The organism is Amycolatopsis anabasis (assembly GCF_009765355.1).
Taxonomy (GTDB): domain Bacteria; phylum Actinomycetota; class Actinomycetes; order Mycobacteriales; family Pseudonocardiaceae; genus Amycolatopsis; species Amycolatopsis anabasis.
The window spans coordinates 1-13273 of the sequence record NZ_VTHK01000030.1 but is presented as its reverse complement, the minus strand read 5'-3'; the positions used below and the strand labels follow the sequence as shown (position 1 = coordinate 13273).

Annotated in this window: 14 protein-coding genes and 1 pseudogene; 7 read left to right on the top strand and 8 right to left on the bottom strand. The window is 72.1% G+C overall.

Annotation, left to right across the window (positions count from 1 at the left end; genetic code table 11):
• Positions 1–45 precede the first annotated feature (45 nt).
• Positions 46–447: a large-conductance mechanosensitive channel protein MscL gene (gene mscL, locus FXO23_RS32040; RefSeq protein ID WP_158889240.1), complete on the top strand. Its 402-nt coding sequence runs from the start codon at positions 46–48 to the stop codon at positions 445–447.
• A gap of 168 nt (positions 448–615) precedes the next feature.
• On the opposite strand, the gene FXO23_RS32035 is transcribed toward mscL, so the two are convergent.
• Together FXO23_RS32035 and FXO23_RS32030 are read right to left on the bottom strand one after the other, a co-directional pair.
• The gene (locus FXO23_RS32035; RefSeq protein WP_158889239.1) at positions 616–795 is read right to left on the bottom strand and encodes a hypothetical protein; all 180 of its coding nucleotides are present in this window, start codon (positions 793–795) and stop codon (positions 616–618) included.
• Positions 796–914: 119 nt separating this feature from the next.
• A complete protein-coding gene (locus FXO23_RS32030) occupies positions 915–1415 on the bottom strand; it encodes a MogA/MoaB family molybdenum cofactor biosynthesis protein (protein WP_158889238.1) in 501 nt (166 codons plus the stop codon).
• 127 nt (positions 1416–1542) lie between these two features.
• On the opposite strand from FXO23_RS32030, the gene FXO23_RS32025 reads away from it, so the two are divergent.
• On the top strand, positions 1543–2604 hold the full coding sequence (locus tag FXO23_RS32025) for an NAD-dependent epimerase/dehydratase family protein (protein WP_179956937.1): 1062 nt from the start codon (positions 1543–1545) through the stop codon (positions 2602–2604).
• A 62-nt stretch (positions 2605–2666) separates the two neighbouring features.
• On the opposite strand, the gene FXO23_RS32020 is transcribed toward FXO23_RS32025, so the two are convergent.
• The 3 genes from FXO23_RS32020 to FXO23_RS32010 are packed head-to-tail and all read right to left on the bottom strand — an operon-like array spanning position 2667 to position 5802.
• A complete protein-coding gene (locus FXO23_RS32020) occupies positions 2667–3728 on the bottom strand; it encodes a sensor histidine kinase (RefSeq protein ID WP_158889236.1) in 1062 nt (353 codons plus the stop codon).
• A complete protein-coding gene (locus FXO23_RS32015; RefSeq protein ID WP_158889235.1) occupies positions 3725–4426 on the bottom strand; it encodes a response regulator transcription factor in 702 nt (233 codons plus the stop codon). Before FXO23_RS32015 ends, FXO23_RS32020 begins: the two co-directional genes overlap by 4 nt.
• A gap of 8 nt (positions 4427–4434) precedes the next feature.
• Entirely contained in the window at positions 4435–5802 is a 1368-nt protein-coding gene (locus FXO23_RS32010; protein WP_158889234.1) for a hypothetical protein, read from the bottom strand.
• Between the two features lie 169 nt (positions 5803–5971).
• Here FXO23_RS32010 and FXO23_RS32005 point away from each other — a divergent pair, with 169 nt between their 5' ends.
• The 5 genes from FXO23_RS32005 to FXO23_RS31985 are packed head-to-tail and all read left to right on the top strand — an operon-like array spanning position 5972 to position 9453.
• Complete coding sequence (locus FXO23_RS32005) at positions 5972–6619, top strand: glycosyltransferase family 2 protein (protein WP_158889328.1); 648 nt, start codon at positions 5972–5974, stop codon at positions 6617–6619.
• Positions 6616–7287, top strand: coding sequence for a TIGR04282 family arsenosugar biosynthesis glycosyltransferase (locus tag FXO23_RS32000; protein WP_158889233.1), 672 nt, complete (start codon positions 6616–6618; stop codon positions 7285–7287). Before FXO23_RS32005 ends, FXO23_RS32000 begins: the two co-directional genes overlap by 4 nt.
• Positions 7284–7916 (top strand): methyltransferase domain-containing protein, encoded by a 633-nt coding sequence (locus FXO23_RS31995; protein ID WP_158889232.1) that lies wholly within the window; start codon positions 7284–7286, stop codon positions 7914–7916. Before FXO23_RS32000 ends, FXO23_RS31995 begins: the two co-directional genes overlap by 4 nt.
• The gene (locus tag FXO23_RS31990; protein WP_246258154.1) at positions 7913–9025 is read left to right on the top strand and encodes a molybdopterin-dependent oxidoreductase; all 1113 of its coding nucleotides are present in this window, start codon (positions 7913–7915) and stop codon (positions 9023–9025) included. The genes FXO23_RS31995 and FXO23_RS31990 overlap by 4 nt, the downstream gene beginning before the upstream one ends.
• Positions 9022–9453: a hypothetical protein gene (locus FXO23_RS31985; protein ID WP_158889230.1), complete on the top strand. Its 432-nt coding sequence runs from the start codon at positions 9022–9024 to the stop codon at positions 9451–9453. The genes FXO23_RS31990 and FXO23_RS31985 overlap by 4 nt, the downstream gene beginning before the upstream one ends.
• 89 nt (positions 9454–9542) lie before the next feature.
• Here the strand turns inward: FXO23_RS31985 and FXO23_RS31980 are convergent, their stop codons facing one another.
• The 3 genes and pseudogenes from FXO23_RS31980 to FXO23_RS31970 all read right to left on the bottom strand — a co-directional run bounded on the left by FXO23_RS31980 (position 9543) and on the right by FXO23_RS31970 (position 13011).
• Positions 9543–11039: a S1C family serine protease gene (locus FXO23_RS31980; RefSeq protein WP_158889229.1), complete on the bottom strand. Its 1497-nt coding sequence runs from the start codon at positions 11037–11039 to the stop codon at positions 9543–9545.
• Between the two features lie 78 nt (positions 11040–11117).
• Positions 11118–12206: a galactose-1-phosphate uridylyltransferase gene (gene galT / locus FXO23_RS31975; RefSeq protein ID WP_158889228.1), complete on the bottom strand. Its 1089-nt coding sequence runs from the start codon at positions 12204–12206 to the stop codon at positions 11118–11120.
• A pseudogene (locus FXO23_RS31970) lies at positions 12203–13011 on the bottom strand (DeoR/GlpR family DNA-binding transcription regulator). The gene galT and the pseudogene FXO23_RS31970 overlap by 4 nt, the downstream one beginning before the upstream one ends.
• Positions 13012–13273: the final 262 nt, after the last annotated feature.

The window sequence follows — 13273 nt, the reverse complement described above, 5'->3', positions numbered from 1 at the left end:
CCGGGGCGGCAGGTGACGCCCCATGGGCCAGAAAAGGAGCGCACCTTGCTGAAGGGCTTCAAAGACTTCCTCATGCGCGGCAATGTCGTCGACCTCGCTGTCGCGGTGGTCATCGGCACCGCCTTCACCGCCATCGTCACCGCGTTCAGCAACGGCCTGATCAAACCGCTGATCAACGCCATCGGTGGGTCGGATGCCGCGAAGGGGCTGGGTTTCAACGTCCTGAGCGGGAACGACTCCACCTTCCTGGACTTCGGCGGAGTGATCAACGCGGCGATCAATTTCCTGATCATCGCGGCGATCGTCTACTTCGTGTTCGTGCTCCCGGTGCAGAAGATCCAGGACCGCCGCAAGCGGGGCAAGGAAGCCGGCCCCGCCGAACCGACCGACGTGGAACTGCTCACGGAGATCCGCGACCTGCTTCGCGAGCAGCAGCGCAAGAGCTGACGCTGCTTGACAACTCGACATCGCGATCAAGCCCACGATTGACGGTGGCCTCAGCGGCCCGCCGTGGAGCCCGAGACCCCCGGAGTGCTCTTCCGGCGGGCTTGTCGTGGGCGGCTGGGGCGGCCCTGCCACCCTGGCCGTCCACGACCCCGCGATGACCTGCCCGCGCTAGCGGTCGTGGTGCGGCGGCCGGTTGTCCAGATACCAGGAGTCGCGTCGGTCACCGCCGCGCGTGGATTCCGGGTCGCGTTCGTCCGATGTGGTCTCCGGCAGCACATCGCCGAACACGGCGTCCAGGGTGCGCCGGTCCACCTTGCGCGGTCCGCGCTCCTTCTCGTCGTCCGCCATTCCTCCATGGTCCCACCGCCCACCGGCCGCGGCGGCAGCAAGGGACCTTCACTCCGGTTCGGCGATAGCAAAGCTCCCTTGCTGGCCCGAGGGCGCAGCGAAGGTCCCTTCCTGCGGGTTCAGGCGTCGTCGAGGCCGGAGAGCTGGTCGATGACGTGCGGAACCAGCGAGGAGAGCGTGGCCATACCGTCGCGCACGGCGGCCCGGGAGCCGGCCAGGTTGACCACCAGGGTGCTGCCGGAGATCCCGACCAGGCCGCGGGAGATCCCTGCGTCCACCGCACCGGCGGCCAGCCCGGACGAGCGCAGCGCCTCGCCGATGCCCGGGATCGGCCGATCGAGCACGCCCGCGGTGGCGTCGGGCGTGCGGTCGCGGGGCGAAACCCCGGTGCCGCCGACGGTGATCACCAGGTCCACCCCGCCGATCACCGCGGTGTTGAGCGCATTGCGGATTGCCACGGTCTCCGCGTGCACCACCACCACACCGTCTACGATGAAGCCGGCTTCCTCGAGCAGCTCCGTGACCAGCGGGCCCGCGGTGTCTTCATGTTCACCGTGTGCCGCGCGGTCGTCCACGATCACCACGAGGGCGCGGCCAAGCCGTTGTGCACTCCGTTCCATGGCACACACCGTAGTCGGTCGCGTGGATCAAGGTCACGTCGCGCGGATCACCCGGAGTCCTTACCGAAGGCTGACGGAAGGGGCCGACCGGCTGCGCTGGCCGGGTGCCGCGCCTAGCGTGACCGGCGTGCGAGTCCTCGTAACCGGCGGCGCCGGGTTCATCGGTTCCCACGTCGCCGATCTGCTGGCCGAATCCGGCGCCGAAACGGTGGTGCTGGACAACCTGCTGCCCACCGCGCACTCCGGCGGCACACCGCCGGATTACACCGCGGCGCACCGGTTCGTGCGGGGCGACGTGACGGACGCGCACCTGCTCCGGGGGTTGCTGGCCGGGGTGGACGCCGTCTGCCACCAGGCGGCGGTCGTCGGGCACGGCGTCGATCCGTCCGACGCGCCCGCCTACGCGCTGCAGAACGACTACGGGACCGCCGTGCTGCTCGCCGAGATGTACGCGGCCGGGGTGCGGCGCCTGGTGCTCGCGTCGTCGATGGTGGTCTACGGCGAGGGCCGGTACTCCTGCCCCCGCCACGGGGTCGTGCCACCGGCTCCCCGTCGGCAGTCCGATGTGGACGCGGGCCGGTTCGAACCCGGTTGCCCCCGGTGTGGCGGCGAACTGGCGCCCCGGCTGGTCCCCGAGGACGCCCCGCTACGACCCCGCAGCACGTACGCCGCGACAAAGCTCGCCCAGGAACACCTGGCCGGCGCCTGGGCGCGGCAGACCGGCGGGACGGTCTGGGCGCTGCGGTACCACAACGTGTACGGACCCCGTATGCCGCAGAACACGCCGTACGCCGGGGTGGCCTCGCTGTTCCGCTCCGCGCTGCTGCGCGGCGAGGCGCCGACCGTGCTCGAGGACGGCCGCCAGCGCCGGGACTTCGTCCACGTGCACGACGTCGCGCGCGCCAACGTGCTCGCCGTGGACACGCTGGGCGAGCCGGGCGAACTGGTCCCGGTGAACGTCTGCTCGGGCACTCCGCACACCGTTGGTGAGCTGGCCGAGGAGCTGTCCCGCGCGTGCGACGGCCCGCGGCCCCGGGTGGTCGGCGGGGCTCGCCCGGCCGACGTGCGTCACGTGGTGGCCGACCCCGCGCGGGCGGAACGGCTGCTCGGGTTCACCGCGCGGACCGGGTTCGCCGAGGGCATCGCCACCTTCGCCACCGACGAACTCCGCGCCCCGGTCACCACCTGACGAAGGGCCCGGCCATGTCATGAGGGGTCCCCTCCGGGCAAAATCCGCCAGGAGGGGTCCCCTCATGACATGGCCGGGGGTGGGGCCAGGGGCAGGCGTACTTCGAAGCGGCAGCCGGGGCCGTGGTTGTGCACGCCGATCCGGCCGCGGTGGGCTTCGACCAGGCCCTTGGCGATCGCCAGGCCGAGCCCGCCGCCGCTGCTCGCGCCGGACCGTTCGGGAGTTCGCGCCTGGGTGCCGCGGAACGCCACGTCGAACACCCGGCCGATTTCGTCCTCGGGGATGCCCCCGCACGAGTCGTCGACCGCGAGCAGCGCATCGGCTCCGTCGATGCCGATCTGGACCGCGACCGTGCCGTCCGGCGGGGTGTGCCGGATCGCGTTGGACACCAGGTTGCGCACCACCCGGGCGAGTTCCGGGTCGCTGCCCGACACGACCGGCCGCGCGAACTCGTTGGCCAGCAGGCGGACCCGTTTCTGCTGGGCCACCGGCGTCTGCGCGGCGACCGCGTCGCTGACCACGTCCCGCAGCGGCACCGCCGACATGGTCAGCCGCAGCGCGCCCGCGGTGATCCGGGACAGCTCGAACAGGTCGCCCACCATGTCCGACAGCCGGGTCGTCTCGCCGCTGATACGCCCGGCGTAGTCGGCGACCTCGCGGGGTTCGGCGACCACACCGTCGGCGAGCGCCTCGGCCATCGCGCGGATTCCGGCGAGCGGGCTGCGCAGGTCGTGGCTGATCCACGCGACCAGTTCGCGCCGGGAGGCCTCGGCGGCGCGCTCGCGCTCCCGGGCCTCGCGTTCCCACACGCTGCGCCGGGCCACCGCCCGGCCGAACACGATGGCCGCGGGCACGGTCACCAGCGCCACGATCAGGCACACCAGCAGCATGGTGGTGAGCGCCGGGGTGAACATGAACCCGCTGACGCCGAGCACGCCCACCAGGGTCGCCAGCACCGGGATGAGCACGAGCACGGTCAGCGTGGTGGCCAGCGAGCCCCGGCGCAGCACGTACAGCACCAGCCCGCCGAGCAGGGCGACCGGCAACGCGAACGCCAAGGCGAAGGGCAGGATGTGCCAGGCGTGCAGCAGCATCGCCTCGAACGACTCGCTCGGCTCGATCATCGGTCGCTCGGGTCGTAGCGGTAGCCGACGCCCCAGACGGTGGCGATCCGCACCGGTTTCGCCGGATCGGGTTCGATCTTCTCCCGCAACCGTCGCACGTGGACGGTCACAGTGGACTGATCGCCGAAGTCCCAGCCCCAGACCTTCTCCAGCAGGTCCGCCCGGGAAAACGCGGTGCCGGGGTGGGCCAGGAAGAACGCGAGCAGGTCGAACTCGCGGACGGTCAGGGACAGTTCGGCGCCGCCCAGGGTGGCCTGGCGGGCGCCCGGCTGCAGCCGGAGGTCGCCGTCCCGCAGTTCCGCGGCGGCCGGTTCCGGCCGGGGCCTTCGCGCCCGCCGCAACACCGAGGCGACGCGCAGGGCGAGTTCCTTCGGGCTGAACGGTTTGGTCACGTAGTCGTCCGCGCCGAGTTCGAGGCCCGCGATCCGGTTCTCCTCCTCGCCGAGCGCGGTCAGCAGCACCACGGGGACTTCGCTGACCTGGCGCAACCGGCGGCACACCTCCAGCCCGTTGATCCCGGGCATCATCACGTCGAGCACCACGGCGTCCGGCGGCCGCTCGCCGAAGCTGCGCAGGGCTTCGGCGCCGTCGCTCGCCTGTTCGACGGTGAACCCGGCGACTTCCAGGTAGCGGCGCACCACGTCGCGCACGGTTTCGTCGTCGTCGACCACCAGCACCCGGCCGGTCTGCTCGTTCACCACGCACCTCACCAGATCGTCAGCACCAGATGATTCACCGCGAGCGCGGTCACCGCCTGCCCGGCGAGCCACCAGCGGCGCGAGCCGGGCGGTAGCAGCGAGGTGGCCGGCAGCAGCCACACCGCGAACGGTAACCAAATCCGCTCGGTCTCCGCCTTCGAAAGCCCGGAAATATCGGCGCACGCGAGGGTGATTACCGCTGCGGCGGCCACGACGACCACCGGATCCCACCGGCGGCGGACCACCTCGGCACCGGTTCGGCGCAGACCGGCCGCGACCGCGGGCCCGGTGGCCAGCGCGAGGCAGGCGAGGTTCGCCCACACCCAGTACGCGTACGGCCGGGCGCTGGCGATGCCCTGGTAGTACCGCTCGACGACCAGGTGGTAGCCGTCGAGCCACCAGAAACCGGCCAGCGTGAACGCCGCGACCACGGCTCCCGCGCCGAGCGCGGCGGGCGCGAGCACCCGGGGATTCCGCCCGGCCAGCACCACGGCCAGCGCGACCAGGCCGAGCAGCACCAGGCCGAAGGACAGGTACAGCCCGAATCCCAGCAGCACCCCGGCCGCCGTCCCGAGCACGAACGACCGGCGCCGTGCGGCGAGGGCGAGCAAGGCGATGCCGGTCGCGGTGACCCCGGCGAACAGCCCGTCCGCGGAGACCCCGATCCAGACCGCGCCGGGGAACAACGCCGCGAACGGCACCACCGCGCGCGCCGCCTCGGCCCGGCCCAGCGCGGCGAGCGTGACCGGCACCGCGACCGCCACCAGGCACCCGGTCACCACGCACACCACCGCCGCCCACGCTCCGCCGGACAGGCCGATCCGGTCGAGCCAGACGAACACCAGGGTGGCCCCGGGCGGGTGGCCGGACACGTGCGTGGTCCAGGAATCGGGCTGGAAGTCCAGGATCCGCGCGGAAAACCCGCGCAGCATGGCCGGGATGTCGGTGATACCGGGCACCTCGTGCAGGTACTCGTGCCCGTTCGCCAACCGGCCCGCGAAGCCGCGCGACCAGCCGTCGACCATGGCCAGGGCGAAGGTCCAGCCGACCGCGGTCAGGTAGCCGAGCCCGAGCAGCCGCCGCCACGGCAGCCGGGCGGCCAGCGCGGGTCCCCAGCCGACCACGGCGAAGGCGATCAGCACGGCGAACGCGGAACCGGGCCCGACGTGCGGGAGCCAGTCGCCGTACAGCGGCGGGGCGAACGCCCAGATGACCACGCCGGAGCCCGGCCGGTTGAAGTAGATCCCGAGTGCGGTCGCGGCGGCGATCAGGATCACCACCAGCACGACCGTCACCAGATCGGCGCGCACCCCGGTGCGCCGCGCCGGTTCACGCACGGGTTTTCCGGCGAGCCGGGTGCTCGCAAGCTCGCTCATCGGTTCGCACGGTAGTCGCGAACGGGGTGCGAACCCAGCGGAACGGCCTACTCGTCAGAACTTGGTAATAACTCGCCACCCTTCGGCGCACGTCATTGTTTGGTAAGCACCGCAAGGGTTTCCGACCGTCCACCTCGGACTTAACGTGACCGGCGTGGAAGACGAGCGGATAGAAGTGGTGCTGCCTTGCCTGGACGAGGCGGGTGCGCTGCCGGGGGTGCTCGGCGCGTTGCCGCCCGGTTTCCGGGCGATCGTGGTGGACAACGGTTCGACCGACGGCTCCCCGGGCATCGCCGCTGATCTCGGCGCGAAGGTGGTGTCCGAGCCGCGCCGCGGTTATGGAGCGGCGGTGCACACCGGGCTGGAAAGCGCGACCGCCGAGATCGTGTGCTTCCTCGACGCCGACGGCTCGCTGGATCCGGGCGAACTGCCGCGACTGGTCGAAGCGGTGCGGGCGGGCGAGGCGGAGCTGGCGGTCGGCCGCCGTGTGCCGGTTGCGCGCGGGGTGTGGCCGTGGCACGCCCGGGCGGGCAACGCGCTGCTGTCGGCGCTGCTGCGCCGGCGAGGACTCGGGGTGCACGACATCGCCCCGGCCCGGGCGGTGCGGCGCGACGCGCTGCTGGCGCTCGGCGTCACCGACCGCGCGTTCGGCTATCCCCTGGAACTGCTGATCAGGGCGCGACGAGCGGGCTGGCGGGTGCGCGAGTTCGACGTGCGGTACGCAAGCCGCGCCCGGGGCACCCGGTCGAAGGTCTCCGGTTCGCTGCGCGGCACGCTGCGCGCGGTCCGCGACATGGCGAAGGCGCTCCGGTCGTGAACCCGTTCTGCCTGCTGGTGGTGGCGAAGGCGCCGGTGCCCGGGTTCGCCAAGACCCGGCTGTGCCCGCCCGCGACCGCGACCGAGGCCGCCGAGATCGCCGCGGCCTCCCTGCTGGACACCCTGGACGCGGTCGCCGCCACGCCCGGGGCACTGCCGGTGGTGGCGGTGACCGGGGATCTCGGCGCGGCGGCCGGGGGCGACGAGATCCGCCGGGCCCTGCGCGCCGCGACGGTGCTCGCCCAGCGTGGCCGCGATTTCGGCGAGCGCCTGGCGAACGCGCACGCCGACACCGCCGCCCGCCACCCGGGCCGCGCGGTGGTGCAGATCGGCATGGACACCCCGCAGGTCACCGCGGAACTGCTGGCGGACGCCGCCGAACGTCTGGCGCACGCCTCCTCCGGCGCGGTGCTCGGCCCCGCCGAGGACGGCGGCTGGTGGGCGCTGGGGTTGCGCGATCCCCGCCGCGCCCGGGTGCTCGCGGAAATCCCGATGTCCCGGCCGGACACCGGCGAACTCACCCGCGGGGCGATCGGCTCGTCCGGAACGCTCCGCACTCTGTCCGATGTGGACACCATGGCCGATGCCCGCCGGGTCGCGGAACTCGCCCCGCACGGCCGGTTCGCCGCGGCCGTGGCGCGGATCCGGGAAGCGGAGACGGCCCGATGAGCGTTCTGACCGGGAGCGAGTTCGACTCCGCGTTGCTCGGCGGCCGGTGCTGGCTCGAGCTGGCCACGGGTGAGCACGTCGAACTGCCGGTGCACCGGTGGCGCGGCGAAGCGCGGGACGGCGACGAGGCGATGCTCGGCCGGTGCACCGGGCCGACGCTGGACATCGGCTGCGGTCCGGGCCGGATGACCGCCGCGCTCACCGAACGCGGGGTGGTGGCCCTCGGCGTGGACGTCTCGCCCACGGCCGTGGCACTGACCCGGCGGCGAGGTGCGGTTGCCTTGCGGCGCAACGTTTTTGACCCGCTGCCCGGGGAAGGGCGCTGGCGGCACGTGCTGCTCGCGGACGGCAACATCGGCATCGGCGGCGATCCGGTCGCGCTGCTGCGCCGGGTCGCCCGGCTGCTCGGCGGCGACGGCAGCGCGCTCGTCGAGGTCGACCCGCCCGGCCACGGGCTCCGGCGTGACCGGGTCCGGGTGCACCGCGACGTCCACGGACCCGGCACCTGGTTCACCTGGGCGTGGCTGGGCACCGACGCGGTCGCCGAGGTCGCGCGGCACGCGGCCCTGCACCTGCGGTGGACCGGGCGCCACGGTCATCGATGGTTCGCCGAGCTGGTGCGCTCGTGAAACCCGCGTTCCGCGGCGCGGCCCATTCCGAGCGGGTCACCGCACGCATCGGGCTGTGGCTGGCGATCACGTTCACCGGGTGCTTCCTGACCGGACTGCTCAGCCATCTGATCCAGCATCCGCCGGGCTGGTTCGCCTGGCCCAGCCGGCCGGTGAACCTGTACCGGGTGACGCAGGGACTGCACGCGCTCTCCGGAATCGCGTCGATTCCCCTGCTGCTGGCCAAACTGTGGAGCGTCTATCCGAAACTGTTCGCCCGCCCGGTGATCCGCTCGCTCCCGCACGCGCTCGAACGGCTGTCCATCCTGGTCCTGTCGGCCGCCGCGTTCTTCGAACTGATCACCGGCCTGTTCAACGTGGCGCAGAACTATCCGTGGAACTTCTACTTCCCGGCCGTGCACTACGCGGTCGCCTGGATCGCGATCGGCTCGATCCTGCTGCACATCGCGGTCAAACTGCCGATCCTGCGGCGGGCGCTGACCCGGTACGACGCGACCGATCGCGAACCGCTCGGCGGTGGGCTGTCCCGGCGCGGTTTCCTGCGCACCACGGCGCTTTCGGCCGGGGTCGCCGTCGTGGCCACGGCCGGGGCCACGGTTCCCTTGCTGCGCAACGTTTCCGGGCTGTCGTGGCGGTCGGGCAAGGGGCCGCAGGGGGTTCCGGTGAACCGCACGGCCGCGGCGGCGGGCGTGCTGGCGGCGGCGCGGGCGCCGGACTGGTGGCTCGAGGTGCGGACCCCGGCCGGTGCGCGGACCTTCTCGCTCGCCGACCTGGCCGCGTTGCCGCAGACGACGGCCGAACTGCCGATCGCCTGCGTGGAGGGCTGGAGCCAGTCGGCGACCTGGACCGGGGTGGCGCTGCCGGACCTGCTGCGGGCAGCGGGGAGCGAGCCGGGGGTGTCCTTGCGAGTGACCTCCCTGGAACGCGGGGGTTTGTACGCCTCGAGCACCCTGCCCGGCGAGCACACCGCCGATCCGAACACGCTGCTCGCGCTGAAGCTGGGCGGCGACGTGCTCGACCCCGACCACGGTTTCCCGTGCCGGATCATCGCGCCGAACCGGCCAGGGGTGCTGCAGACGAAATGGGTCAGCACGCTGGAGGTGGTATGAAGCTCGTGCGCCTGCTCCTGGTCCTGGCCGGGCTGGCCGCGCTGGCCTGGGGCGCGGTGCTGTTCGCGGATTTCGCGTTCCCGCTCGGCCCGGAATCCTTCGCCGCGCTCGGCTGGCTGCTCGGCGGCCCGATCGCGCACGACGCGCTGGTCGCCCCGGCGGCCGGGCTCGCCGGGCTGGTCCTGACCCGGTTCGCGCCCCGGCCGTGGCGGGTGCCGCTGCTCGTCGGCGCGGTCCTGAGCGCCGTGCTCACCCTGCTCGCGATCCCGCTGCTGTGGCGGCCTTTCGGCGTGCCGGTCAACCCCGGGCTGCACGACGCGGACACCGGCGCCGGGCTGCTCGTCTCGCTGGCCGCGGTCTGGACAGTCGTGCTGGTCACCGGGCTGGTCCGGACGTTGAGGAGCCGCGTGAAACCGGACGAGGGGTGATCCGGTCGCACGCGGCTCCGCGGTTCCGGCCCGGGGGCAGCGGGTCGGAGTTGGTCTCGGCCGCGCGCTGCGGCCGAGCGTCTGGGGACTTAGTTGACCTCGACCGGCTTCCCGGCGAGCGTGATCTCGACGGTCCGCGAGTCGCCGACGGTCAGCTTCACCTTCTCGCCGGGCGCCTTGGCGCGGATGGCCGCGACCAGCGCGTTCGAGTCGTCGACGGTCCGGTCGTCGATCTTGGTCACCACGTCACCGGCCTTGAGCCCGGCCTGCTCGGCGGGGCTGCCCGGCTCGACCGAAGCGATCTGCGCGCCGCCGGACTGGGCGGGGCCGACCCGCGCGCCGATATAGGTCTGGGTGGCCTTGCCGGTCTTGATGATGTCGTCCGCGGTCCGACGTGCCTGGTCGATCGGGATAGCGAACCCGATACCCACGTTGCCGCCCTCGCTCTGCTGCCCGGGCAGGCCGCCGCCGGAGCCCGACCGCGGGCTGTAGATCGCCGAGTTGATGCCGATGACCTGGCCCGCCATGTTCGCCAGCGGTCCGCCGGAGTTGCCCGGGTTGATCGCGGCGTCGGTCTGCACGGCATCCATCACCGTGTTCTGGTCGCCCTGACCGCCCGCGGTGACCGGCCGGTGCAGCGCGCTCACGATGCCCGAGGTGACCGTGCCGGACAGCTCGAACGGCGAGCCGATGGCCACCACCTGCTGGCCGACCTTGAGGTCGTCGGAGCGGCCGAGTTCGACCGGGGTCAGCCCGCTGACGCCGTCGGCCTTGACCACGGCGATGTCGGCCGACGGGTCGCGGCCGACGATCTTCGCCGCGGCCTTCTTCCCGTTCTGGAACACCGCCTCGATCTGGCCGCCGTTCGCGGCGACCTCGACCACGTGGTTGTTGGTCAGGATGTAGCCGTCGTTGGAGAGCACGAATCCGGAGCCCTCCCCGGCGCCACTGCTCCCGGCGACCTGGAGTTGCACCACGCTCGGCGACAGCTTCTCGGCGACCGATTCGACCGTGCCCGCGGGCGCGTTGCCGGTCTGCCTGGCCGGTTTCGGCTGGTCCAGCGAGCTGATCGACGAGCCGCCGTCGCCCGCGCTGTTCGAGGCCAGGTAGCCGCCGAGCCCGCCGGCGGCGCCGCCGACGAGCAGCGCGAGCACGGCCACCCCGGCCACGAGCTTGCCGGTGCCGCTGGACGCCGGTCGCTGCGGGGGCGGACCGACCGGCGCGGCGAACGTCGCCGTGCCCTGCTGCTGGTCCGCCCAGCCGCCGGCGGGCGGCGCGTGCGGGTGGGTCTGCTGGGGGCCGGTCTGCCCGGCCGCGGAGCCGAAGAGCACGCCTTCTTGCCCGGTGCCGTACGGCTGTCCCTGGTACGGCTGGCTTTGCGGGGGTTCGTAGGTCTGGTGTCGCGGCGCTTCATACGGGTTGCTCTGCGCGCCCTGGGCCGACCAGGGGCTGGGCGCCTCCGCACGCGGTTCACCGCCGATCGAGTCCCCCGGTGATGGCGTGCCGGTTTCCGGCTGGGCGGGCTGCTCACCCGGTTCCTGCGGGACACCTTTGTTCTGCTGTGCACTGGGGTCGTTCTCGGTCATGTCACCACCATGCTCGTTGGTCCTGAGAGCTTCCTGAGCCGAACCTGTGGTTCCTGCATGAGTATGCCGGTTGACCGATCAGCGCACAGTCCGGCGAAGCCGCTCGGCGATCTGCTCCGGAGTGGCGTCATTGATCCAGACCGCCATGCCGGATTCCGATCCGGCCAGGTACTTCAGCTTGTCCTTGGACCGCAGCACGGAGAACAGTTCCAGATGCAACCAGCCCAGATCGCGGTCGCGGCGCACCGGCGCCTGGTGCCACGCGGCGATATAAGGCAGCGGGCGGTCGTAGAGCCCGTCGCACGCGCGCAGGACGCTCAGGTAGACCTCGGCGAAGTCGTCGCGTTCGGCGTCGGTCAGCGCGGGGATGTCCGGGACCTGGCGATGCGGAACGACCTGCACGTGCACCGGCCAGCGCGCGGCGGGCGGGACGAAGGCGGTCCAGTGGTCGCCCTCGGCGATCACCCGGGTGCCCGCCTTGCGCTCGGCGGCCAGGACGTCACCGAGCACGGCCCGGCCGTGCTCTTCCCGGTAGGCGCGGGCGACTTCGATCATCCGCTCGGTCTTCGGCGTGACGAACGGGTAGCCGTAGATCTGCCCGTGCGGGTGGTGCAGGGTCACGCCGATCTCCTCGCCCCGGTTCTCGAACGGGAAGACCTGCTCCACACCATCCACTGTGGACAGACCGCTGGTGCGGTCGGCCCAGACGTCGACGACCGTGCGGACCCGGCGCGGGCTCAGCCGGGCGAACGAGCCGTCGTGGTCGCTGGTGAAGCAGACGACCTCGCACCGGCCCCGCCCCGGCGCGAGCGGAACCAGCGGATTTCCGTCCACAGTGGACTCCTGTCCGGAGACGTTCTGGGAGAACGAGGGGAACCGGTTCTCGAACACCGCGACGTCGTAGTCGGCCTCCGGGATCTCGCTGGGCTTGCCCGGTTTGCTCGGGCACAGCGGGCACAGATCGGCGGGCGGTTTGTAGGTGCGGGTCTGCCGGTGCGCGGCCATGGCGACCCATTCACCGGTGAGCGGGTCGAGCCGGATCTCCGAGCTGGCCGCGACCGGCGGCAGGTCCCGGGTATCGGCGGCGGTGCGCGCGGGCGCGTCGGGATGTTCGTCGAAGTACAGGATTTCCCGGCCGTCGGCGAGCTGGCGGGCGGTACGTTTCACGCTTCTTCCGCTTCATCTTCGTCGGAATCTTCCCCGGCGACCGGGGCGATCATCAGCTCGCCCGCCTGTTCGGCGAGCGACTGCCGGGCATGTTCGGGCAGGCCGTCGTCGGTGACCACGACGTTGGCCTCGCTGAGGTCGGCGATCGTGGAGATGCCCACCGTGCCCCATTTGGTGTGGTCGGCGAGCACGACGAGCCTGCGCCCGGCCTCGACCAGGGCGCGGTTGGTCTCGCTCTCGGTGAGGTTCGGGGTGGTGAACCCCGGGCCGTCGGCCATGCCGTGGACGCCGAGGAAGACCAGATCGAGGTGCAGCGAGCGCAGGCTGTGCACGGCGACCGGGCCGACGAGCGCGTCGGAGGGGTGCGGACGCCGCCGGTGAGCACGACGGTCCGATCGGGCTGGCCGGACCGCAGCACGTCGGCGACCTGGATCGAGTTGGTCACGATGGTGAGACCCGGGACCGCACCGAGTGCCCGGGCGAGGGTCCAGGTGGTGGTGCCCGCGGAAATGCCGATCGCGGTGCCCGGGCGGACCAGACCGGCCGCCAGTTCGGCGATGGCCTCCTTCTGCGCGCGCTGGCGGACGGATTTCGCCTCGAAACCTGGTTCGTCGGTGCTCTTGCCGATCACCGAGGTCGCGCCGCCGTACACTTTCTCGACGAGGCCCCGGCTGGCGAGCACGTCGAGGTCGCGGCGCACCGTCATATCGGAGACGCCCAGCCTGCCGACGAGGTCGCTGACCCGGACCGCACCGGTCCGCCGCGCCTCTTCGAGGATCACCGCTTGTCGCTGCCGCGCCAGCACCGCCCACTCCGTCTCGCAAGAAACCGGTCTCGCAAACACCTCGCCAACTACACAAAATCCTACACGATCAAACAATCATGCGCCGGGAGCGTGAGCAAGGGACCTTTACTACACCCATACGGGAGTAAAGCTCCCACGCTCCCGTATATCGATAGCAAAGCTCCTTTCCTCCCGCCTCGGCTGGAGCAAAGGTCCCCCGCTATCGCCTAGATGACCTATTCCAAGGTCAGTGGTCGTAGGCGGTGAGGGATCGGTGGACCTG

What these genes read in the sequence shown, in the direction of transcription:
- FXO23_RS32035 (WP_158889239.1), bottom strand. Translation starts at nt 795, where the DNA reads ATGGCGGACGACGAGAAGGAGCGCGGACCGCGCAAGGTGGACCGGCGC.
- FXO23_RS32030 (WP_158889238.1), bottom strand. Translation starts at nt 1,415, where the DNA reads ATGGAACGGAGTGCACAACGGCTTGGCCGCGCCCTCGTGGTGATCGTG.
- FXO23_RS32020 (WP_158889236.1), bottom strand. Translation starts at nt 3,728, where the DNA reads ATGATCGAGCCGAGCGAGTCGTTCGAGGCGATGCTGCTGCACGCCTGG.
- FXO23_RS32010 (WP_158889234.1), bottom strand. Translation starts at nt 5,802, where the DNA reads ATGAGCGAGCTTGCGAGCACCCGGCTCGCCGGAAAACCCGTGCGTGAA.
- FXO23_RS31995 (WP_158889232.1), top strand. Translation starts at nt 7,284, where the DNA reads ATGAGCGTTCTGACCGGGAGCGAGTTCGACTCCGCGTTGCTCGGCGGC.
- FXO23_RS31985 (WP_158889230.1), top strand. Translation starts at nt 9,022, where the DNA reads ATGAAGCTCGTGCGCCTGCTCCTGGTCCTGGCCGGGCTGGCCGCGCTG.
- FXO23_RS31980 (WP_158889229.1), bottom strand. Translation starts at nt 11,039, where the DNA reads ATGACCGAGAACGACCCCAGTGCACAGCAGAACAAAGGTGTCCCGCAG.